This is a genomic window from Pseudomonas sp. NFACC42-2 (genome assembly GCF_900116055.1).
GTDB lineage: Bacteria > Pseudomonadota > Gammaproteobacteria > Pseudomonadales > Pseudomonadaceae > Aquipseudomonas > Aquipseudomonas marginalis.
In genome coordinates, this window is record NZ_FOZO01000018.1 from 30,353 (window position 1) to 51,914 (window position 21,562).

A 21,562-nucleotide genomic window follows, 5' to 3' on the forward strand; every position below is an offset into this window, starting at 1 on the left:
TGTATAAACCATGTCTTATAAAGAAATAATTTTTATCGATTACAGCAATAATCCTTCACCAATATTGCAATGGTTCGCGATCTTATCGCGTTCGATTCTCAACAAAAACCACAAAAATTGCCGTGTTATAGGGCAAACGGTCACAGCCCTTACACCCCGTAAGGGTCTACGAAACTTATGCAACCCCCCATAAAACAAGGCATTCGGACATCACTCAAAGCCTTGTACGACGTGAGGTACGTGGCGGCGTCCAAACCACGAACTGACAGCACATCCTGAAGCCTTTTTGCAAATTTAAGCGCTGGTTTGGCGGGTCAGAAACGTCCTGCTGCGGCTTCCGTGTGACAACATGTCGCACACTGCGCGCACCCAAAATTGTCCGGCGTCACGCTCTGTTCACAAAAGCCTACATGCAAAAACGCCCCGGCCTTCCTTGAAGAAAGACCGGGGCGTTTCACTGATGGGTTCAGCCTTTGTGGCGGCGATTGCGATAGATGCCCAGGGGCACCAGGATGACCGTCAGCACGAACGCCACCAGTGCCCATTGCGCCAGGGACAGGCCGAGCACCGGCGGGTAAGGGGTGCTGCAGAAACCGTCGACCTGGAAGCCCAGTGGGAAGACCTTGGCCAGGGGCAGGTCGTCGACGATCGGTTGCAGTACATCGACGCCGCAGCTCACCTGCGGGAAGAACTGGGTGTACACATGGTGACCGGCCGCAGCCACCCCGCCGAGAGCGCTGAGTACCACCAGGCCTTCGAACAGCGTGAGGGCGCCCTTGGTGCGCATGGCGGCACCGATGAACGCGAAGATCGCAATCAACAGCAAGGCATAGCGTTGCAGGATGCACAACGGGCACGGCGCCTCGCCCAACACCACCTGCATGTACAACGCTCCACCGATCAGCGCCAGGCAGATGATGCCCAGCAACACCAGAAAGCGCCGCTCCCTGCCTAAACGCAATTCGTCACTCATCCCCGTATCCCTTTGTTTGGTTGTGCCAATGGCCGCAAGTTTACACACAGAGAGTGGTTTAAACAGAGAGGGGTTAACAGGGGATTAATCGAGAGGAACAGAGATCCAAATGTGGGAGGGGGCAAACCCCCTCCCACATTTTCGACCGTGTTACTCCAACGCGGCAGCCGGGCCGAAGAACTCGTAGCGGCTTTGTTTCTCGGGTACGCCCAATGCCTTGAGGTGGCGCTTGATCGCCGCCATGAAACCTTTGGGGCCGAGGAAGTACGCGTCCAGGTCACGCTGCTCCGGCAACCACGCCGCCAATTGCTCCTGGCTCAGCAGGCCGACTTTATCCGCCGCAGGGCTCACGCCGTCGTCCTCGGCATAGCAATAGAAGCGCTTGAGCTGCGGGTGCTTGGCTGCCAGGCCGTCGACCCAGTCGCGGAACGCATGCACCCCGCCATTGCGCGCGCAGTGGATAAAGTGCACCGGACGCTCGGTGGCCAGTGCCGCTTCCAGCATCGGCAAGGTCGGGGTGATCCCTACCCCGCCGCTGATCAGCACCAGCGGCTTATCGCTGGCCGCCAGGGTGAACTCGCCCGACGGCGGAAACAGGTCAATCGTCGCCCCGACCTGCAACTGGTCATGCAGGTAGTTGGAGACCTGCCCACCAGCTTCGCGCTTGACGCTGATGCGGTACTCACCCGCATCACTCAACGCCGACAGTGAATAGTTGCGGCGCACTTCCTCACCGTCGAGTACCAGCCTCATGCCGATGTATTGGCCCGGCGCGGCCGCGAGGATCGCCCCGTTGTCCGCCGGCGCGAAATAGAAGGAAGCGATCTCGGCGCTCTCCTCTACGCGCTTGACCACAGTGAACGCCCGCGCACCGCGCCAGCCGCCGGGGGCCTGGGCTTTCTCTGCGTAGATGGCCGCCTCGGCCCCAATCAGGATATCCGCCAGCTGGCCGTACGCGGCACCCCAGGCATTCATCACCTCAGGGGTGGCGATCTCACTGCCCAGCACCTCGGAAATCGCCCGCAGCAGGCAAGCGCCCACGATCGGGTAATGCTCCGGCAGGATCTGCAACGCCACATGCTTGTTGATGATCTTCGCCACCAGGTCGCCCAGTTGGTCGAGCTGGTCGATATGCCGCGCGTACATCAATACGCCGTTGGCCAGGGCCCGGGGCTGGTCACCGCTGGCCTGGTGGGCCTGGTTGAACAGCGGGCGGACCTCAGGGTACTCGGAGAGCATCATGCGGTAGAAATGGGTGATCAGCGCTTCACCGCCGCTTTCCAGCAGGGGCACGGTGGATTTGACGATGGCACGGTCTTGGGCACTAAGCATGGGAGCCTCCTGGGCTTCTTTACTGATTACCCTTAGCTATTCAGTATCCATGCCAACTTATAAATCATTTAATTTCAATAACTTGAACATTATGTAGTCAGTATGACCCCCTACACCTTATAGTCATATGGACTACAAGGAGTCATTATGACTGCACACTCGCTGCTCACCACCCTGCTGCCGCTGGTCGCCGACCTGTCGCGGGAACTGCCCGAAGGCGAACGCTATCGACGCCTGCTGCAAGCCATGCGCGCCCTGTTGCCGTGTGATGCGGCCGCCCTGCTGCGCCTGGACGGCGAGTCGCTGGTGCCGCTGGCGGTGGATGGCTTGAGCGCGGACACCCTGGGCCGCCGCTTCAAGGTCAGCGAACATCCGCGCTTCGCCGTGTTGCTCAGCAGCCCTGGGCCCACACGCTTTGACAGTGACAGCGAATTGCCCGATCCCTACGACGGCCTGGTCGATGGCGTGCACGGCCACCTGGAAGTCCACGACTGCATGGGCTGCCCGCTGTTTGTCGACGATCTGCCCTGGGGCCTGTTGACCCTGGACGCGCTGGACACCGAACGCTTCGAACGGGTGGAACTGGACGCCCTGCAAGCCTTCGCCAGCCTCGCCGCCGCCACCGTCAACGTGGCCGAACGTATCGAACGCCTGGCGTTGCGCGCCGAAGACGAACACCAGCGCGCCGAGATCTACCGCCAGGCCAGCGGCCAGCAGCACAAGGAAATGATCGGCCAGAGTAAAACCCACAAGCGCCTGGTGGAGGAAATCAAGCTGGTGGGTGGCAGCGACCTCACGGTGCTGATCACCGGCGAAACCGGGGTGGGCAAGGAACTGGTGGCCCAGGCCATTCACGCGGCGTCGTCCCGGGCGGACAAACCGCTGATCAGCCTCAACTGCGCGGCCCTGCCGGAAACCCTGGTGGAAAGCGAGTTGTTCGGCCATGTGCGTGGCGCCTTCACCGGCGCGCTGAATGAACGGCGCGGCAAATTCGAGCTGGCCAATGGCGGCACGTTGTTCCTGGACGAAGTGGGTGAGTTGTCCCTGAGCGTGCAGGCCACGTTGCTGCGGGTGCTGCAAAGCGGGCAGTTGCAGCGCCTGGGCTCGGACAAGGAGCACCAGGTGGATGTGCGCCTGATCGCCGCCACCAACCGCGACCTCGCCGATGAAGTGCGCAACGGCCGCTACCGTGCCGACTTCTACCACCGCCTGAGCGTGTACCCGTTGCAAGTGCCGGCCCTGCGCGAGCGCGGGCGTGATGTGCTGCTGCTGGCCGGCTTCTTCCTCGAGCAGAACCGCTCACGCATGGGCCTGGGCAGCCTGCGCCTGACCAGCGACGCCCAGGCGGCGCTGCTGGCCTATAACTGGCCGGGCAATGTGCGGGAGCTGGAACATTTGATCGGCCGCAGCGCGCTGAAAGCCCTGGGTAACTGTCGCGAACGCCCGAAGATTCTGAGCCTGAGTGCCCAGGACCTGGATTTGCCCGACGTCAGCACGCCGGTGATCGAAGCACCGGCAGAAGCGGCCCTGGCCGCCACCGGTGACCTGCGCCAGGCCACCGAGCACTACCAGCGCCAAGTCATCAACGCCTGCCTGGAACGCCACCAGCACAACTGGGCCGGCGCCGCCCGCGAACTGGGCCTGGACCGCGCCAACCTCGGCCGGATGGCCAAGCGTCTAGGGCTCAAATAAACCAGACAACTCGGTCAAATGTGAGAAATGCAGGAAATGTGGGAGAGGGCTTGTCCCCTCCCACACTAGACCTGCTTTGCCTGGAGGATCGGACTCACCGGCTGAGCCACCTTGGGCTTACGAAACACCAACACATTCCCCAGCATCACCAGTACCAACCCCGCCAACGCCGGCGCGGTCCACTGGTAGCCTTCGGCAAACGCCGACACATTCAGCGCCACCACCGGGAACAGCACCGTGCAATACGCTGCACGCTCCGGCCCCATGCGCCCGACCAAGGTCAGGTACGCGGTAAACCCGATCACCGAACCCGGAATCACCAGGTACCACAGCGCACCTATGTAGCGCGCACTCCAGTCCATCTCAAACGGAATACCGCGCACCACGCAGTAGGTCGCCAGCATCAACGAACCATACAACATGCCCCAGGCATTCGTGGTCAGCGGCCTCAGACCGGCCTTCTGCTGCAGGCTCGAGAGCATATTGCCCGCCGAGAAACACATCGTCCCCAGCAACGCCAACCCCAAACCCAGCAAGGTCTGCGGGCTGGCGGTATGCCCCACCAGTTCCGGCCAGAACAGCAGGCCCAAGCCCGCCAGCCCGAGGCCGCCGCCCATCAACACGGTGCGTGCCACCCGCTGGCCGAAAAACACCCGGGCGTTCAGCGCATTCCACAGCGTGGCCGTGGAAAACACCACCGCCACCAGGCCGCTGGGGATCCATTGGCTGGCGGTGAGAAAGCACATGAAGTTGACACAAAACAGGCACAGCCCCTGGGCCAGGCAGATGAGGTGCCCGCGCCGGTTCATCACCTGCAACTTGCGACTGACCAGCAGCAACGCAAACAACACCAGGGCCGCCAGGCCGAAGCGGTAGACGATGGACACGGGAATCGCCACCACGCCCAATTGCCATTTGAGCGCGATCCAGGTGGTGCCCCAGATCAGCACAGTGAGTAAGTACAGGGAAAGGTTCATAGCGGGCTCCATCGATTGAGCCACAGTGTCGCCTTCAACCCGGACAAGGCTCTTGCACAATCTTGCGCTTTTGTCGGGCGATGGGATCACAGCGCCAGCCTCGCGGAGTAGGATGCAAGGCGTCGGAGAACACACACCATGCCAGACCTGGAATCCCTGCAAGTCTTCCAAGCCCTTAACCGCTCGCCCAACGCACGCCTGGAAGCCTGCGCCGAGCTCGGTGACGGCTTGTCCGCGGCCTTGTGGAGCAACCATCACGATTCCCAGGACTACCAGGCGCCCAGCCATCACACCTTGTCCTGCTATGTCGATGGCGGCACCGGTACGTTTCGGCGCGACCGGCCGGGCACCAAGGGCGGCCCCGACAAGCTGTGCATCCTGCCTGCCGAGCACCAATCGGCCTGGGTGATCAACGGTGAGATCCGCCTGGCCCACGTGTATTTCAGCCCGGAACAATTTGCCCTCGGCTGCGTCACCCTGCTTGACCGCGAACCGCGCACGCTGGAACTGCGGGAAAGTACCTTCCTGGAAGACCAGCGCCTGGCCCGACGCTTCCACCAGTTGATCGCCCTCAACTGGGACGAACCCGCCGAACGCCTGCTCACCAGCAGCCTCGCCCATGAAATGCTCAGCCATACCCTGCTCAGCCAGGTGGGCGCCCGCGAAGGCCTGCGCTTGAAAGGTGGGCTGGCCGCCTACCAACGACGGTTGCTGGTGGACTACATCGACCAGCACCTGGAGGAGCCCATCAGCCTTGGGCAACTGGCTGGGTTGTGTGCGCTGTCGGAGTACCATTTCGCCCGGATGTTTCGCCAGAGTTTCGGCCTGCCGCCCCATCAGTATCTGCTGGCGCGCCGGCTGACCCGCGCGCAAAACCTGCTGCGTGGCGGCGCCCTGCCGTTGGGCGAGATTGCCCTGCTGTGTGGTTTCTCCAGCGCCAGCCACTTTACCCATCGCTTCCGCCAGGCCATGGGCGCCACGCCCGGCGAATACCGTCAGGCGTTCATCTAAACCATCAGGCCCAAGGTCTTGGCCTTGGCCACCGCCTGGGTACGCCGCTCCACGCCGAGCTTGCTGTGAATGCGCCGCGCGTGGGTCTTGACGGTGTGCAGGGAGATAAACAGGCGGTCGGCGATCTCCAGATTGGAACTGCCGAGGGCGATCAGTTGCAGCACTTCCAGTTCGCGCTGGCTCAAGGGGTTTTCCACCGTGCCGGGGGTTGATGCCTGAGGTTCCAGGCCCAGCTCACTCAGCAGTCCCGGCGCGCGCAGACGCAGTTCGCGAATCGCTTGCTGCACCTGGCAACGCCCGGCCAGTTCCAGGCCGGCTTGCAGCGAGCGGCGCGCCAAGGCCGGATCACCCAACTGCCAGGCGACTTCGCCCAGCACCAGGTGCAGTTCGATTTCCAGGCACAACATGCCGCGCCGATGGGTGGCTTGCAGCAAAGCGTCGAGCCGTTCCAGCGGTTGATCGGCGCAGCCCAGCTTCACCTCCGCCAGCACCAACAGGTATTCAAGACGCGGGATCAGTTCCAGGGTGGCCGGCGGTGCTTGTTTGGCCTGGGGCCCACGGAAGTGACGCAGCACGCGGCGCACCGCTTCCACGGTCAATTCGGCGCGCCCCTGCTGCAACCAGAAGTGCCCGCTGACCAACAGCAGCACCGCGCGGTACACCGTGTCCGGCACCTGGCGTTGCTGCATCAGCCGCTCGGCCTCACGCAACTGGACAAAGGCCTGGGCGTAATCGCCACGGTTGGCAGCCAACAGTGCCAGGCCGAGAAAGCCGTAGAGCACGCGCTTGTCCTGGCTGTGCAGGCACATCTTCAAGCCCGTATCGAAACACTCGGCGGCCAGGCTGTCCTGGCCCTGGCGCAAGGCCAGGTGCCCGCGTCGCAAGGCGATACGCCCCACCAAGGGGCCGGCCTTGAGCCGTTGTTCAAGCAACATGGCCTGCACATTTTCCAGCAGGCTCTGGGCCCGGTACGGTGCCCCGCGCTGTTCCAGCAGTTGAGCGTGATCCAGTTCAAGCAGCGCCTCCAGCAGCAACGAACCCTGGGCGCGCGCCAGGCACAGCGCTTCGCGGTTCAGGCTTTGGGCCACGTCCAGTTCGCCGCGCAACAAGGCCTGCTGGGTCAGGCCCGACAGGCACATCAGCCGCGAGGTCCACGCGCTGTCGGGCAAGGCTTGCAGCGCCTCCAGAAAATGCAGGCGCGAGCCCTCGGCATCGCCGCCCAGGTGCAGCAGCCAGCCCCATTGCGCCTGCCAGCGCGCCAATAAATACCGCTGTTGCGCCGCGGTCGGTTGCGGGGCAAACCGGGCCAGTTGATCGATGCACACCGCTGCCTGTTCGAAGCGCCCGGCAAACAGCAACGCCGCCGTCACCAGCCCCACCAGTTGTGCCGAGCCGAGCATCAATTCATCGCCATGCTGCTCATGCAGGTGCAACAGCAAGACGGCGTTCTGCTGGCGGAACAGGTCCTCGAAACTGAAATGCTGCAACAGGCTCACCGCCATTTCATATTCTTCGGCCAACAGCGCCTGTTCGAAGGCGGCCTGCCAGTCCTGTTCGGCGCAGAACCATTGGCAGGCGCGGCGATGCCAGGAGCGTTTGGCCGGCCAGGGCTCGTTTTGCATCAGCTGCGCCAGGGGCGGAAAAACCTGCAGCCAGTCGGTGTCTTCCCACGGCTGGATAAAGGCGCCGAGCACCTGCAGATCCCTCAGGTACTGGTCACCGTCCCCCGCGCCGAACAAGTGCTCGCACAGGCCGGCGTTGAAGCGCGGCAGATGAGCCAGTACGCGCCAGGCCTCCGCCAGCTCCGGCGGCAGTGTGCTGAACAGTTCGTGTTGCAGGTAGTCGAGCAAGGTCCTGTCGGGGTGCCCATCCCCCAGCAGGGCGATGCGCACGCCCGCGCACCAACCGGCGCTGAACTGCTGCACGCTGTCGACCGAATGCCCGGGGGCATGGCTGAGCAGTTGCTGGATCTCCCCAGGGCTGAAGGCCAGTTCGGCGCCACATTCGAGCAACTCATCGTCGAGCAGCAGGCGCGGCCAGTTGCACGCCGGTCGCCGCCGTGCGCCCAGCCACCAGGTCAGGGCCGGGCTGCTGGCGGTGAGCAGCCGGTCAAGCAAGGCGTCGGTGTCGGGCGTGGGCAAGCGGCAAAAATCATCGAGGAACAGCCACGCCGAGACCTGCCAGCGGCTGAGGTCGAGCAGCAAGGTGGCTTCATCGGTAAACGTCAGGCCCAGGTTTTGCGCCAGCCGCAGGCACAGATCGAGGGGGCTGAGCACCGCGCCATTGAGGGGCAACCAGTACACCTGGCAACCCGCAGGCGCCTGCAACGCACATTCGGCGAGCAGCGCGCTCTTGCCACTGCCGCCGGGGGCGCAGAGTAATTTGACCCTGGCCTGGTCCGTCAGCAACGGCTCGGCCAGGCGTGGGCGCAGCAGATGGTGAGCGGACAGCCGGGGCATGAATCCAGGACGGTCCAGGCAGCGTGTCATGGCAGTCATTGCTGCATCCTGCTTTTTTATTGTTATGCAACCTGGTGCTTACCCTAGTCCTGTGGCGGGTGGTTGTTGAAGAAGTATTCAGCGGGGTGATTAAAGGCCATGCACAGAACCCCATGTGTACAAAACCCACTGTGGGAGGGGGCTTGCCCCCGATGAGGGACTGTCAGTCACTGGATTGGTTGACTGATACACCGCCATCGGGCAAGCCCCCTCCCACATTTGATTGCATTTCATATTGGGATCAGCGTACGCCTTCAGCCCTCAACGCCGCCGGGGTGTAGTCCGCTGCCTTGGCCGCAAAGCCGAACACGAAGCTGCTCTTCTCCTCGTTCTTCATGCCCAGTGCGATGTAGCGCCCGGCAATGATGTCGTACAGGGTCTCGACGGTGTAGGCCGGCACCTGGTGGTCGTAGTAGAACTGCGCATGACCTTCGGCGACGCGCCACAGTTGGCCACGACCGTCGTAGTGATCCACCAGCGCGACTTGCCAGCTGTCTTCGTCGATGTACATGTGGCGCTTGGCGTAGATGTGCCGCTCGCTCGGCTTGACCGTGCCGACCACTTCCCACACGCGGTGCAGTTCGTAACGGGTCAGGTCCTGGTTGATATGACCGGCCTTGATGATGTCGTCGTACTTGAGCGACGGCGAATCGAGCTTGTAGCTGTTGTAGGGGATGTACATCTCTTTCTTGCCCACCAGCTTCCAGTCATAGCGGTCGGGGGCGCCGGAGAACATGTCGAAGTTGTCGGTGGTGCGCAGGCCGTCGGACGCGGTGCCCGGGCCGTCATAGGACACTTGCGGCGCGCGGCGCACGCGGCGCTGGCCGGCGTTGTAGATCCAGGCCAGGCGTGGCTCCTTCACCTGGTCGAGGGTCTCGTGCACCAGCAGCACGTTACCCGCCAGGCGTGCCGGGGCGGTCACCGATTGCTTGAAATAGCTCAGCACGTTGGCCGCCTTGGCCGGGTCGATATCGGGAATCGCCTGGGGCACCGCCACTTCCTCCTCGAAGCGGATCGGCGTGTAGCTGCCATTGGTCTGCGGGGTGGCCTGGGTGATGATGCGGCGCAGGTTGCCACCGTGGTAGCGGGTGATGTGGTTCCACAGCACTTCCACGCCATTCTTGGGAATCGGGAACGCGTAGTAACGGTTACCGGTGAAGTTTTCCAGGCCGTTGCCGTCGTTGATCGTCTTGACGTTCAGCGCGCTGCGCTTGATCGACTCGTAGATGTCCGGTGGCAGGTTGACCGTACGGTGGCTCGGGTACACCGGGATCTTGTAGGTCTCGGGGTAGCGCTTGAACATCGCCACCTGGCCGTCGGAGAGTTTGTCCTTGTACTTGTCCACCGTGGCGGCGGTGATCACGAACAGCGGTTTTTCATTGGCGAACGGGTCGGCGAGGAAGCCTTTGCTGTCCACCGCGCCGGCGTTTTTCGGGATACCGCCGGTCCACGCCGGGATCGAGCCATCGGCGTTGCCGGCTTTTTCGGCGCCGACCGGTGTCAGGGTGGTGCCCAGCTTGGCCGCCTCTTCCGGCGACACCGCCGCCATCACGTGGGAAGCCAACAGGCTGAGGGCCAATACTGCAATTGTCTTACGCATGGATTCTTGTCCTTCTTTTTTAAGCCAAATCAGAAGTTCACGCCGAAGCTGAGGGCGAGGAAGTCGCGGTCGGTCAGGGTGTTGTAGTCGCCGCCAAAGAAGTCGGTGTAGCTGAGGCTGGCGGTGTAGGTGCTGCGATAGTCCGCATCCACGCCGACGCTGATGGCCTTGGCGCCTTTATTGAAGATCCCGTTGGGCCCGTAGCCGGCCACGTCATGGGACCAGGACAGGTTGGGCTTGAGGTTCACCCCGGCAATCGCATTGTTGTAGTCGAGGATCGCGCGCGCGCGGTAGCCCCAGGAGGTGGAGGTGACGAAACCGTCGGTGTCGCCCTGGAAACCATAGGCGCCGTACACCGAGTCGCGGCCGTAACGCAGCTTGGATTTATCCTCCAGGCCGGCCACATGCACCACGGCCGCTTCGCCCACCAGGGTCAGGCGTTCAGCGCCCAGTACCTGGTCGAAGAACTGGGTCATGGTGCTTTGGATCTGGGTGATTTCCTTGCGGCGGTAGCCCTTGTTGTCGGCGCCGAAGGAGGAACGGATCGGCGATGCCGCATTGCCGGCAATCGGGTTGATCAGGGCCAGGGTCAAGTCAGTGGTGTTGAGCTGCACCGGTGCATTCGGGCGATAGCTGATCTCACCGGTCCACGCCGTGCCGGTGGGCAAGGTGGTGGAGAAGCTGGCGCCGAACAGGCGGATGTCTTCCGGATAGTCGAGGTAGTACTGGCCACGGCCAAGCATGGTGCTCTGGGCCAGGGCCGAACCGAAGCCCGCCGGAGCAGCCGCCGCGATACCACCGATGGTCGCCAGATTGGTGTTGGCGGTAATCGTGCCCACAGTCGGCGTACGGCTGTGGTAGTTCATGAAGTACAGGCCGTACTCCGTGTCATCGCCCATCCAGCGCAAGGCTGCACCGAATTGGCCGGAGTCCCGTGCATCGCGATCACCAGCACGCTGCACCACCACACCTTCGCGGGTCACCACAAAGCCTTGGCCGCGAGCCGCTGCGATCGGTTGGAGCGGTGCAATCGCCGGACTACCCACCGTGTAGTTACCGGTGCAGCCATCCGCCGCCACGTCATTGCCAAAGAAGGTGCCGCAGTTATCCAGCACCGTCTGGTCCCACTCCAGTTGGTAGAAGCCTTCCACGGTCAGTTGGTTGGTCAGGCTCTGGGACGCGAACAGCATGTTGACCGGAATCAGCCCTTCCTTGATCTCGGCACCGGGCCGACGGAACGCCGACACGTCAATCGGGTTGATGCTGTTGATGGAGTTGCCGATGAAGGTACTTTCGCCCCAACTGACCACCTGCTTGCCGGCACGCACGGTGCCCGGCAGGTCGCCCAGGGAGTAGTTGTGGTAGACGAACGCATCGAGGATCTGCGCGCCGCTGGACTTGGCGCCTTCCTTGCGGTTGTGGTCGCTGATCTGCTTGAACTCGCGGTCTTCATCCTTGAGTTCGAAGTCGTACCAGTATTTGCCGCGCACGAACACACCGGTGTCGCCGTACTTCAGCTCCAGGTCATGCAGGCCTTTGAATATCTTGGAGAAGGTCTCGCCCTTCTTGAAGTTGAGACGCCCGTCATCCCCCGTGGAAGCCTGGCCCGTGCCGCCATTGACGGTGCCCACGAGCTTTTTATCGGCATCGCGCATGCCCCAGCTCGAGCCGACCGACAGCGAGGAGTCGAATTGCCCTTCGATCTCGCCAATATTGAAGGAAACAGCCTGTGCCTGGGCACAGCAACCCAACGCAACCGCAGCGGCCAGCGCCTGTGGCGTGAAGATGGCGCGCATTGTTGTTTTTGTCATGCGTCTTCCCCGGTGAGTGACAGAAGGCCTCACCCTACTGCCGCGCATCAGGAGCGATAAGCGCACCAAGGAGGGATTCGCTCTATCGCTCGAAAGGATGACAAGCCGCTCTGGCCGGGGGGCGGGCGGCCCCATGGATTGGGTGGATGGCGGGTTATCAGGGGAATGGATGGCTCGCCCTCAAACTGTTGCGCTTTCAGTAACAGTCCTTGTCATGAATCGGGATTACTCATTTTGTAACAACCGACTATTCTTGCCTGGCTTTCAGGGCAAACAGCCCGCTTCCCCATCGGGAAGAACAGCCAGACTTGAATGGATTGATGCCTGTTTTCAATCTGTTACCCGTGTTCACTGACGTTGATTTGTCGCTCCTTGATCCAACGTCTTACTTCAGCCGCTGCGTTTGCAGCGGCTTTTTTTTGCCTGAAATAAAACGGGGCGCCATCAGCGCCCCGTGGGATTCAAGCTTTTTCAAGCAACGATCACAGGCTGTACTTCTGCAAGTTCGCCATCATCTCCTTCAACGCTTCGATGTTGTCGTTGGGGTGGGCTGCGCCTTCAAAGTCGCAGATCTGCGCCCAATGCGCCGCCACATCATCGGGGGAGAACCCGGCTTCAGGGTCGAAGCCCACGCCCAGGCTGCGTTCCCAGCGGGTCTTGCCGATCCAGCCGCCACCCACCTCGAACAGCCCGGACGTTTCCTGGCACGCTTCGCTGCCCAGGTACACCACCAGCGGGCTGACCAGTTCCGGCTTGAGGCGCTCGAACACTTGCGGCGGGATCAGGCCTTCGGTCATGCGCGTACCGCCGGTGGGGGCAATCGCATTGACCAGGATGTTGTTCTTGCGCCCTTCCAGGGCCAGGGTGCGGGTCAGGCCGTACAGCCCGAGCTTGGCCATGCCGTAGTTGGACTGGCCGAAATTGCCGTAGATGCCCGAGGTGGACGCGGTGAAGATCACCCGGCCGTAGCCTTGCTCACGCAGGTGGGGCCAGGCGGCGCGGGTGACTTTGTAGGCACCTTCGACATGCACGCGGTAAACCAGGTCCCAGTCGGCGTCGTCCATTTTGTGGAAGGTTTTGTCACGCAGGATGCCGGCGTTGTTAACCACGACGTCGATGCGGCCGAAAACGTCGAGGGCGTTCTGGACGATCTTGTCACCGTCGGTGACAGAGTCATGGTTGGCCTCGGCGACACCGCCCGCCGCACGAATCTCGGCGACCACCCGGTCGGCGGCGGAGGCATTGGCGCCCTCGCCCTGGGTAGAACCGCCGAGGTCGTTGACCAGGACCTTGGCCCCGTGCCTGGCGAACAGCAGCGCATGGGCCCGGCCCAATCCGCCGCCGGCACCGGTGACGATCACGACCTTATCCTGGAACTGCACTGACTCACTCATACCAAACTCCGCTGGCGACAATGGGAATGGTTCGAGTGTCCGGCAACGCGCCTGCGGTCACAATAAATACGGCGGAGGCTGAATGGTGCTCGATAAGGCTGGGGGATGATGAAGATGACCCGATGGCAGAGTGACAGTCAGCGCATTCAGTGACTGACACTCTGCCATCGGGGGCAAGCCCCCTCCCACACCACGGGCTGCCCGAGCCGATCACGAAAGGCCTGGTAGTGCCTGAGCACCTGCACCGGCGCCTCGATCTGCGGGTAGTGGCCGATATTGGCCAGCAACACCGTGTCGGCGTCGGGCACCAGTTGCTGGTAACGCTCGACCATATGCGCGCCGGAGATCGGGTCCACTTCGCCGTCGATCACCCGCAACGGCACTTCGCCGCGCTGCATCGCGCCGACCCAGCGGTCACGCAGGCGACGGCGCTGGGGGACGTAGGCGATCAGTTTGTGCAGGATGCGCGTGCCGCCGTTGCCGTTGATCAGGCTCCAGAAATCATCCAGGGCACTTTCACTGGGGTGGGTGTCGGGGCCGAATATCTGGCTGAAGCTGTCCGCCAGGGCATTGCGCCCGAACGCGCGGCCGATCATCCAGCCCAGGGGGCTGAGCAAGAGTTTTTGCACCAGCGCCAGGCGATGGGTTTCGGGGAACAACCCGCCATTGAGGAACACACAGCTGGCCATCTCAAACCGGCCTTCGTAGTGCCGGGCCAGGAGTTCCTGGGCGACGCTATCACCGTAGTCATGGGCCAACACATGCACCGGCTGTTCCACCCGCAAGTGTTCGAGCAGGGCCTGTTGCAAGTCCGCCTGTTCCAGCAGGCAGTAATCGTGGTCCAGCGGCTTGGCCGAGTCACCGAAGCCGAGCATGTCGCAGGCGATCACCAGGTGCCGCTGGGCCAGGGGTTGCCAGAGGTAATGCCAGTCCCAACTGGCCGTGGGGAAGCCATGGATTAGCAGCAGCGGTTCGCCCTGCCCGGCCACCCAATAGCGAAGGGTACGGCCGCGAAAGACGAAATCCTGGCCACGCTTGCGCCAGGCTCTGAGCGGGATCTCGGCGAGTGGCATCAGCTGTTATACCCAGGGGCTTGCAGGTCCAATTTGCGCAGCAAGGCCGGCCAGGCCAGCGCGCCGCCCATGCCTTGGGCGCTCTTTGTGACCGCCGCCGCCATCGCCTTGGCGCCGGCCAGAATCTGCGGCCCGATGGCGATCAATTCGGCGCCGCCGCTCTGCGCCAGCACCTGAATATCGCAGGCGCGCTGGAAGGTGAACATCATCAGAAAGGTGTCGGCAATGGTACTGCCGCAGGTCAGCAGGCCATGGTTGTGCAGCATCAGGAAATTGCTATCCCCGAGGTCGGCCTGCAAGCGGGCTTTTTCTTCGTGGTTCAAGGCCACGCCTTCGTAGGCGTGATAGGCCAGGCTCGACAGCACGAAGAGCGATTGCTGGCTGATGGGCAACACGCCCTGCTGCTGTGCAGCGACGGCCACACCCGCAGCCGTGTGGGTGTGCAGCACGCACGTCACATCATGGCGAACTTCATGGATGGCACTGTGGATGGTGTAGCCCGCCGGATTGATGTCGTAGGGGCTGTCCATCAGTTTGTTGCCGGCCAGGTCGACCTTGACCAGGCTCGACGCGGTGATCTCGTGGAACATCAGCCCGTAGGGGTTGATCAGGAAGTCATCGGTGTCCGGCACCTTGGCCGAGATATGGGTGAAGATCAGGTCATCCCAGCCATGCAGCGCCACCAGGCGATAGCAGGCCGCCAGGTCGACGCGGGTCTGCCATTCGGCAGCGCTGACCTGATCTTTGACATTCTGCGGCGATAGAACGGGGGCTAGGCTCACGGCGATGACCTCCTTGGCGCAATCTCTTATTGTTTTTTTGTGTGATGGGCCAGTCTAGTCAGACCTCATGCCTGCCGTAGTTGCCTTGGCAGCCAGCTTGATGACCGAGCGGGTCAGTTCAGAGAATAGTTGAAGTTTGTTTAAAGCGCGTCATAGAAGCGCCGTCAGAAAAGGCACGGCAAACAGGTTGAGCAACCCCGTCAACACCATCACCAGGCCGGCGACCGAGCCCTCTTCGCCGCCCACTTCATGGGCGCGGCTGACACCCGCACCGTGGGCGCCCACGCCAAACAATGCGCCACGTGCCAGGGGTGTCCGCAGCGGCAGCCATTTGAGCAATACACCACCGAGCATGGCGCCGAATACACCGGTGAACATCACGAACACCGCCGTCAGCTCCGGCACGCCACCCAGGTCGGAAGACACTGGCATGGCGAACGGTGTGGTGATCGAGCGCGGCACCAGCGACATCGTCACCGCGCTGTCCAGCGCCAGTGCCTTCGCCAGGCCGAACGAAGTCGCGATCGACGCCACACTGCCCGCCACCATGCCCAGCAGCAACGCCGGCCAGTGCCGCGCCAGCAAGCGGCGCTGCTGCCAGATCGGCACGGCAAACGCCACGGTCACCGGGCCCAGCACCAGCATCAGCCAGTGGGTGTCGGTGGCGTATTCGGCATAGGCGGTGTGCATCGGCACAGCCACCGCCAACAACAGTGCCGGCACCAGGATCAGCGGCGACAGCAGGTAGCGCCCGGTACGCCGGTAGAGCCAACGGCTGAATACGTAGGCGCCCAAGGTCAAGGCGAGCCAGAACACCGGCATCAGCTCAAGCTTCATGGCGCAACCTCCAGCGGCACACCGCTTCTACCGTAAACGCCGTGACCAGCATCACCGCTAGCGTGCTGAAGCCGATCACCAACAGGATGCGCCAGCCATCGTTGCGCAGCAGGCCGCCGTAATCGAGCAAGCTCATCAGGGCCGGGATGAAGAACAGCAGCATCTCGGCCATCAACACCCCGGCGCCCAATTGCAGTGCCGCCGGTTTGACCAGGCCGCTGGCGAACGTTGCCAGCAACAGGCCCAGGCCCACCACGCCACCGGGAATGGGCCAGGCCAGCCAAGCCGCCAACTGGGTGCCCAGCAGATAAATCGCGAGCAGCACGACCAGTTCAGTCAGCAAACGGCCAAGGTGTTTGAAGGGAAAACGTTTCATGGGCTTTGGGTCCTCGCAGGCCCCCATTTTAGAGCGCGGCCTTCCATCTCCACAGCGAATTGTTAGACTGCCAACCATTCCAAACTGGAATCGGGCCGATGGAATTCAAACAGCTGCGCAGCTTTGTCGAAGTGATCCACCGAGGGGGCTTTACCCAGGCAGGGAAAACCCTGCATATCAGCCAGTCCGCCGTCAGCAAACAGGTGGCGCAACTGGAGCAAAGCCTTGGCACACCGCTGCTCGACCGCATCGGCTCGCAGATCCGCCTGACCGCCGCCGGCCAGGTCGTACTGCAACGCGCCGAAGCCATGTTGCGCCTGCAAGCCGAACTGCTGAGCGAGCTGGACGATATGCAGCAGCTCACCCGCGGCGAGTTGCGCCTGGGCCTGCCGCTGCTGGCGGGTGACACGTTGTTCGCCGGGCTGTTTGCCGAGTACCGCCGGCGCTACCCGAACGTCACCATCCAACTGCTGGAAGGCGGTAGCCGCAATATCGAACAGGCCATCCTGAGCGGTGAGCTGGAAGTGGGCGGCAGCTTGAAACCCAATGACCCGGCGTTTGCCTGGCAAGCCTTTTGCGATGAACCCCTGGACGCACTGCTGCCGATTGACCATCCCCTGGCGGACAACGCCCAGGTGCGCCTTGAGGAATTGGCGGACACGCCGTTCCTGATGTACCAGCGCAGCTTTGTGCTTAACGACCGCCTGATGCAGGCGTGTCAGCAGTTGGGTTTTACCCCGAAGGAAATCGGCCGAAGCGGCCAGGCGGATTTCCTCGCAGCCTTGGTGGCCGCCGGCCAAGGCGTGGTGCTGCTGCCCAGCGTGGTCGCCCGTGGGCTGGTGCGACCTGGGGTGGTGCGCCTGACGTTGAAGGCGCCAGACTACCTGCGCTGGGACATTGCCTTTATCTGGCGTGAGGGCGCCTACCTGTCGAGAGCCGCCCAGGCCTGGCTGGCGTTGTTACGCGAGTTTCCGGTCAAGCACGCAGTGCAGTGACCAGCTCGGCCAGCCATGGCTCGGCGTCGGCTTCCGGGGTGACGCTTTCGCTGGCGTCCAGGCGCAGCATCGGCAGCACTTCGCGCACACCCAACTCGCCGAACAGCTCGCGCATTTGCTCGCCACCGCCACAGAAGGTATCGCCGTAGCTGGCATCGCCCAGGCCGATCACTGCGCCGGGCAACCCGCGCCAGGCGCCGGGCAGTTGGTCGCGAATGGAGGAATACAGGGGTTGCAGGTTGTCGGGCAATTCCCCCATGCCGGTGGTGGAGGTCACCGCCAGAAAGGCTTGCGGACTGAAGGCTAGTACATCCGCCAAGGTCGCACGGGGATTGTGCCAGGCCTCAAAGCCGGCCTTGTTGAGGAGGTCGGCGGCGTGGCGCGCGACTTCTTCAGCCGTGCCGTACACCGAGCCGGAAAGGATGGCGACTTTCATCAATCTGATCCTGTAGTTGAGCGAAAGCCTGGGATATTAGCAGCTGGCGCAAATATTTCGGCGCCCGCCGTGCAAGATTCAAGGCATGTCTTAAACTGCCCACTCCAACCACAAGCCATGGACCGCTCAATGATTAACGCCAAGCTGATGCAAATGGTGATCAACGCTTCCAACGACGGCATCGTCGTCGCTGAAAGAGAAGGCAAGGACAAGCCGCTGATCTACGTGAACCCTGCATTCGAACGGCTGACCGGCTACACCCTCGACGAAATCCTCTATCAGGATTGCCGCTTCCTGCAATCCGGCGACCGCGACCAGCCGGCCCTGATGGCCATTCGTGAAGCGCTGGAGAACGGCGGTGCCTGCCGGGAAACCCTGCGCAATTACCGCAAGGACGGCAGCCACTTCTGGAACGAACTGTCCCTTTCAACGGTTTACAACGCAGCGGACAAGCAGACGTATTTCGTCGGCGTACAAAAGGACGTCACGCTCCAGGTCAAGGCCCAGCAGCGTGTCGCGCAGCTGGAAAGTGAACTGGCCGAGGTCAAGGCCGAGCTGGCAGCGCTCAAAGCGACAAGCGGATTAAACAAAATTTAGAAACTGCGGCCATAACAGCGGATAATGGCACTTTAATACCCCTCCATTGAGCAAGCACGATGCAACGCAATGCGCTTCTGACCCAGGATGAGCTGGATTTCATTCAGAACATGCAGCACAACCCGCAACTCAACCTGCGGGATGCTTCGTCGAGCCTGACCGTCAACGGCGGTGCACAGATTCGCGACTTGCTCACCCGCCTGGCCGCCCATGACCACCTCACCATCCAGGCGCAGTTCGACAACCAGCAACTGACCTTCCCCCTGCATCTGGTGGAGGATGAGTTCAATGCAGTGCATCTGCGTTTGGGCGTGCCGAGTATTTTCGAAGACGGGCCGATGATACGCCCGTGGCGACTGGCGCTTGAAACGCCGGTGGCCCTGGAAAACATCCGTGGCGCTGCTGCCGCCCTGCGGGTGCATGAAGTGTCATTCAAGGGTGTGCTGGTGGAGATTCGCGGCCGGATCAAGCCGCCAAAAACCTTTTCCCTGTGGTTCAGCCCGTCGGGCTACGAACGCATCGCGCTGCGCGGCGTATTCCAGCGGGAAACGGCGCGGGGCTTGTTTGCCTACCGCTTGAGCCAAAGCGACGTGGATGAAACCGAGCGTCTGCGTCAGTTCATCCTGCACCAGCACCGCCTGGTCCACCCGCACATGCATGCCTGAAATCAGGTATCCAGCGCGCCGCTGAGAAACTGTTGCAAGCGCCGCCGCATCAAGCGACCTTCATTGCCCAGGCAGCCGATGGACGTGCCGGCCAGGTCGTCCTCGGCAAGATCCGACGCCGCACCTGCAAGCAGCAGCGGGCAATCCAGGGTCAACGCCAAGCGGTTCAAGCGCCCGGCAAGATCATGGTTATGCGAGTAATTGGAGAAGAGGATCAGCGCCTGTGGGTGAGTCTTCTCGCAGACCAGCGTCAACTCGTCAAACGGCTGCCCCATGCCCAGCACCTTCACGGCCAGGTCGTCCCGGCTCATCAAGAGCGCCGCCACCAGCAACTCCAACTTGCGGCACTCACCCGCCATGGCCGCCAGCAATACCCGCGGCACGAGTGAAGCACACGCCAGTTGCAGGCGCTCCAGGGCACGTACTCGCAGGAAGTTGTCGAAGAACAGCCACTCGCTGGCCTGGCCGAAACGCCCCTGATGACGCAACAGCTCATTCCACAGGGGCATCAGAATGTCCTGAAACACCACGTCGAGTGGGTAGGTCGCCAGGACCTGCCCATACACACGTTCCAGTTGACGGTCGTCGAAGTCGCTGACGGCCTGCATCAACCGCGCCTGCCACTGCGGCCATTCGCTTTCCTCGACGGTATCGCGCTGCGCACGAACGGCTTCGGCCTGCTGATCGTCGCGAGCGAGGATCTTGCCCACTTTGCTCACGGCGACGCCGCGCTCGATCCAATCGAGAATACGATGGACTGTCTGTATATCGGCCTTGGAATAGAGGCGATGCCCACTTTCGGTGCGCGTGGGCTGTATCAGCCCATAACGGCGCTCCCAGGCACGCAGGGTGACCGGGTTGACGCCTGTCAATCTCGAGACTTCACGGATCGGAAACAGCTCATCAGAATCAGTGGAATCCAGATGCGAAACACTTTCAAGCGGAGCAGTAATCACGGGCATTTTTGACCAAAAAACCAACGTTAACTGGGCGCTCATTTAACGCCTTTACACCTGTCTTTTTCAAGTTTCCCGCTTTTCGGACCAATGTCGCTGGTGTATTCGGGTAAAACAGGAATAATCCTTGCCTGCTTTTTACACGTCGCTGCAACACCCCGCAGCTTCGTCTGTGCGCCACCTACACGGTCCAGTGCACCCGTACATTTGGAGATACACAATGTCTACCTCTCCCGTCACCTTGATGGTTGCGCGCCGCGTGGCCAAAGGGCGCTACGAAGAACTGATGGCCTGGCTGCGCGAAGGCGAGCAATTGGCCACCGACTTCCCCGGTTACCTGGGCTCCGGCGTGCTGGCCCCACCGCCCAATGACGATGAATTCCAGATCATTTTCCGCTTCGCCGATGAGAAAACCCTGCACGCCTGGGAGTTTTCCGCCTCACGCAGTGCGTGGTTGAGCCGTGGCAGCGATTTGTTCGCCGACCCGTCCGAGCACCGTGTACGGGGCATCGATGGCTGGTTTGGCGCAGCGGGTGCCCGTCCGCCACGCTGGAAGCAGGCGGTGGCGATCTGGCTGGCGTTTTTCCCGGTGTCGCTGCTGTTCAACTTCGTCCTGGGGCCGCTGCTCAGTGAATTCGAGCTGGGGCCACGTGTGCTGGTCAGCACAATGGCACTCACGCCCTTGATGGTGTACTGGTTCATTCCGCTGTCGACCCACCTGCTGGCGAACTGGCTGCACCCAGCGCCAGCCCCGCGCAAGGCCTCCGAAGCGGCGGCGTGAGTACAGGGGCGGCCGGTCGCTGGTATGATTTGCGCCTGCCAGCGACGCGAGCCTCCCATGACTGCAACGAACGCCCCGATCCTGATCACCGGCGCCGGCCAGCGCGTCGGCCTGCATTGCGCCGAGCGCCTGCTGGACGAAGGCCAGCCGGTGATTTTCAGCTACCGCAGCGAACGCCCCGGCGTGCAGGCCCTGCGTGAGCGTGGCGCAGTCGGCGTGTTTGCCGACTTTTCCACCGAAGCCGGGATTCTCGCGTTTATCGCTGAACTGAACACCCACACCCAAAGCCTGCGTGCGATCATCCACAACGCTTCGGCTTGGATCGCAGAGGCGCCGGGCGACGAAAGCCGCGCCTTTCGCGACATGTTCAGCGTGCACATGCTTGCGCCGTACCTGATCAACCTGCATTGTTCACCCTTGCTGCAACGCTCTACACCTGCCGACATCGTGCATATCAGCGATGACGTGGTGCGCAAGGGCAGCCGCCAGCACATCGCCTACTGCGCCACCAAGGCCGGGCTCGACAGCCTCACGCTGTCGTTCGCCGCGCAGTTTGCGCCGCTGATCAAGGTCAACGGCATCGCCCCGGCGATGGTGATGTTCAACGAAGGGGACGACTCGGCCTATCGCACCAAGGTGCTGGCCAAGTCGGCCCTGGGCATCGAGCCTGGTCCCGAGGTGATCTACCAGAGTGTGCGTTACCTGCTGGACAACCCCTATGTCACCGGTACCACCCTGACCGTCAACGGCGGGCGGCATATCAAGTAAGCCGTTTG

20 protein-coding genes are annotated in these 21,562 nt (G+C 62.3%); 7 read left to right on the forward strand and 13 right to left on the reverse strand.

The window, feature by feature from the left end; all coding sequences use genetic code 11:
* Positions 1 to 466 precede the first annotated feature (466 nt).
* Positions 467 to 973, reverse strand: coding sequence for a disulfide bond formation protein B (locus BM416_RS23960; RefSeq protein WP_027607623.1), 507 nt, complete (start codon positions 971 to 973; stop codon positions 467 to 469).
* Between the two features lie 150 nt (positions 974 to 1,123).
* A complete protein-coding gene (gene hmpA / locus BM416_RS23965) occupies positions 1,124 to 2,305 on the reverse strand; it encodes an NO-inducible flavohemoprotein (protein WP_092489684.1) in 1,182 nt (393 codons plus the stop codon).
* Positions 2,306 to 2,452: 147 nt separating this feature from the next.
* Between hmpA and norR the strand changes: the two genes are divergently transcribed.
* Positions 2,453 to 3,997, forward strand: coding sequence for a nitric oxide reductase transcriptional regulator NorR (gene norR, locus BM416_RS23970; RefSeq protein WP_092489685.1), 1,545 nt, complete (start codon positions 2,453 to 2,455; stop codon positions 3,995 to 3,997).
* A 65-nt stretch (positions 3,998 to 4,062) separates the two neighbouring features.
* On the opposite strand, the gene BM416_RS23975 is transcribed toward norR, so the two are convergent.
* Positions 4,063 to 4,974, reverse strand: a complete 912-nt coding sequence (locus BM416_RS23975) for a DMT family transporter (RefSeq protein WP_092489686.1) — start codon at positions 4,972 to 4,974, stop codon at positions 4,063 to 4,065.
* A gap of 138 nt (positions 4,975 to 5,112) precedes the next feature.
* On the opposite strand from BM416_RS23975, the gene BM416_RS23980 reads away from it, so the two are divergent.
* The gene (locus tag BM416_RS23980; protein WP_092489687.1) at positions 5,113 to 5,985 is read left to right on the forward strand and encodes a helix-turn-helix domain-containing protein; all 873 of its coding nucleotides are present in this window, start codon (positions 5,113 to 5,115) and stop codon (positions 5,983 to 5,985) included.
* Here the strand turns inward: BM416_RS23980 and BM416_RS23985 are convergent.
* The 8 genes from BM416_RS23985 to BM416_RS24020 all read right to left on the reverse strand — a co-directional run bounded on the left by BM416_RS23985 (position 5,982) and on the right by BM416_RS24020 (position 16,356).
* A complete protein-coding gene (locus tag BM416_RS23985) occupies positions 5,982 to 8,483 on the reverse strand; it encodes a LuxR C-terminal-related transcriptional regulator (protein WP_092489688.1) in 2,502 nt (833 codons plus the stop codon). The genes BM416_RS23980 and BM416_RS23985 overlap by 4 nt on opposite strands.
* A gap of 241 nt (positions 8,484 to 8,724) precedes the next feature.
* Positions 8,725 to 10,083 carry a DUF1329 domain-containing protein gene (locus tag BM416_RS23990; RefSeq protein ID WP_092489689.1) on the reverse strand — a complete coding sequence of 453 codons (1,359 nt, stop codon included), beginning with the start codon at positions 10,081 to 10,083 and terminating at the stop codon, positions 8,725 to 8,727.
* 29 nt (positions 10,084 to 10,112) lie between these two features.
* On the reverse strand, positions 10,113 to 11,894 hold the full coding sequence (locus tag BM416_RS23995; protein ID WP_092489690.1) for a DUF1302 domain-containing protein: 1,782 nt from the start codon (positions 11,892 to 11,894) through the stop codon (positions 10,113 to 10,115).
* A gap of 482 nt (positions 11,895 to 12,376) precedes the next feature.
* A complete protein-coding gene (locus tag BM416_RS24000) occupies positions 12,377 to 13,288 on the reverse strand; it encodes an SDR family oxidoreductase (protein ID WP_074847598.1) in 912 nt (303 codons plus the stop codon).
* Between the two features lie 146 nt (positions 13,289 to 13,434).
* Positions 13,435 to 14,361 (reverse strand): alpha/beta fold hydrolase, encoded by a 927-nt coding sequence (locus BM416_RS24005; protein ID WP_092489691.1) that lies wholly within the window; start codon positions 14,359 to 14,361, stop codon positions 13,435 to 13,437.
* On the reverse strand, positions 14,361 to 15,143 hold the full coding sequence (locus BM416_RS24010; RefSeq protein ID WP_092489692.1) for a class II aldolase/adducin family protein: 783 nt from the start codon (positions 15,141 to 15,143) through the stop codon (positions 14,361 to 14,363). The genes BM416_RS24005 and BM416_RS24010 overlap by 1 nt, the downstream gene beginning before the upstream one ends.
* Before the next feature lie 150 nt (positions 15,144 to 15,293).
* Entirely contained in the window at positions 15,294 to 15,980 is a 687-nt protein-coding gene (locus BM416_RS24015) for an LrgB family protein (RefSeq protein WP_092489693.1), read from the reverse strand.
* Positions 15,970 to 16,356, reverse strand: a complete 387-nt coding sequence (locus BM416_RS24020; RefSeq protein WP_092489694.1) for a CidA/LrgA family protein — start codon at positions 16,354 to 16,356, stop codon at positions 15,970 to 15,972. Before BM416_RS24020 ends, BM416_RS24015 begins: the two co-directional genes overlap by 11 nt.
* Before the next feature lie 98 nt (positions 16,357 to 16,454).
* On the opposite strand from BM416_RS24020, the gene BM416_RS24025 reads away from it, so the two are divergent.
* Positions 16,455 to 17,351, forward strand: coding sequence for a LysR family transcriptional regulator (locus BM416_RS24025; RefSeq protein WP_092489695.1), 897 nt, complete (start codon positions 16,455 to 16,457; stop codon positions 17,349 to 17,351).
* Here BM416_RS24025 and BM416_RS24030 read toward each other — a convergent pair.
* Complete coding sequence (locus tag BM416_RS24030) at positions 17,332 to 17,787, reverse strand: flavodoxin (RefSeq protein WP_065939015.1); 456 nt, start codon at positions 17,785 to 17,787, stop codon at positions 17,332 to 17,334. The genes BM416_RS24025 and BM416_RS24030 overlap by 20 nt on opposite strands.
* 129 nt (positions 17,788 to 17,916) lie before the next feature.
* On the opposite strand from BM416_RS24030, the gene BM416_RS24035 reads away from it, so the two are divergent.
* Positions 17,917 to 18,384, forward strand: a complete 468-nt coding sequence (locus BM416_RS24035; protein WP_027607638.1) for a PAS domain-containing protein — start codon at positions 17,917 to 17,919, stop codon at positions 18,382 to 18,384.
* A 59-nt stretch (positions 18,385 to 18,443) separates the two neighbouring features.
* On the forward strand, positions 18,444 to 19,049 hold the full coding sequence (locus tag BM416_RS24040) for a hypothetical protein (RefSeq protein WP_092489696.1): 606 nt from the start codon (positions 18,444 to 18,446) through the stop codon (positions 19,047 to 19,049).
* A gap of 2 nt (positions 19,050 to 19,051) precedes the next feature.
* Here BM416_RS24040 and BM416_RS24045 read toward each other — a convergent pair whose 3' ends face one another.
* A complete protein-coding gene (locus BM416_RS24045; RefSeq protein WP_092489697.1) occupies positions 19,052 to 20,011 on the reverse strand; it encodes a MerR family transcriptional regulator in 960 nt (319 codons plus the stop codon).
* 214 nt (positions 20,012 to 20,225) lie between these two features.
* Here BM416_RS24045 and BM416_RS24050 point away from each other — a divergent pair, with 214 nt between their 5' ends.
* The gene (locus BM416_RS24050) at positions 20,226 to 20,786 is read left to right on the forward strand and encodes an antibiotic biosynthesis monooxygenase (protein ID WP_092489698.1); all 561 of its coding nucleotides are present in this window, start codon (positions 20,226 to 20,228) and stop codon (positions 20,784 to 20,786) included.
* 57 nt (positions 20,787 to 20,843) lie between these two features.
* Positions 20,844 to 21,554: a dihydromonapterin reductase gene (folM, locus tag BM416_RS24055; RefSeq protein WP_092489699.1), complete on the forward strand. Its 711-nt coding sequence runs from the start codon at positions 20,844 to 20,846 to the stop codon at positions 21,552 to 21,554.
* Positions 21,555 to 21,562: the final 8 nt, after the last annotated feature.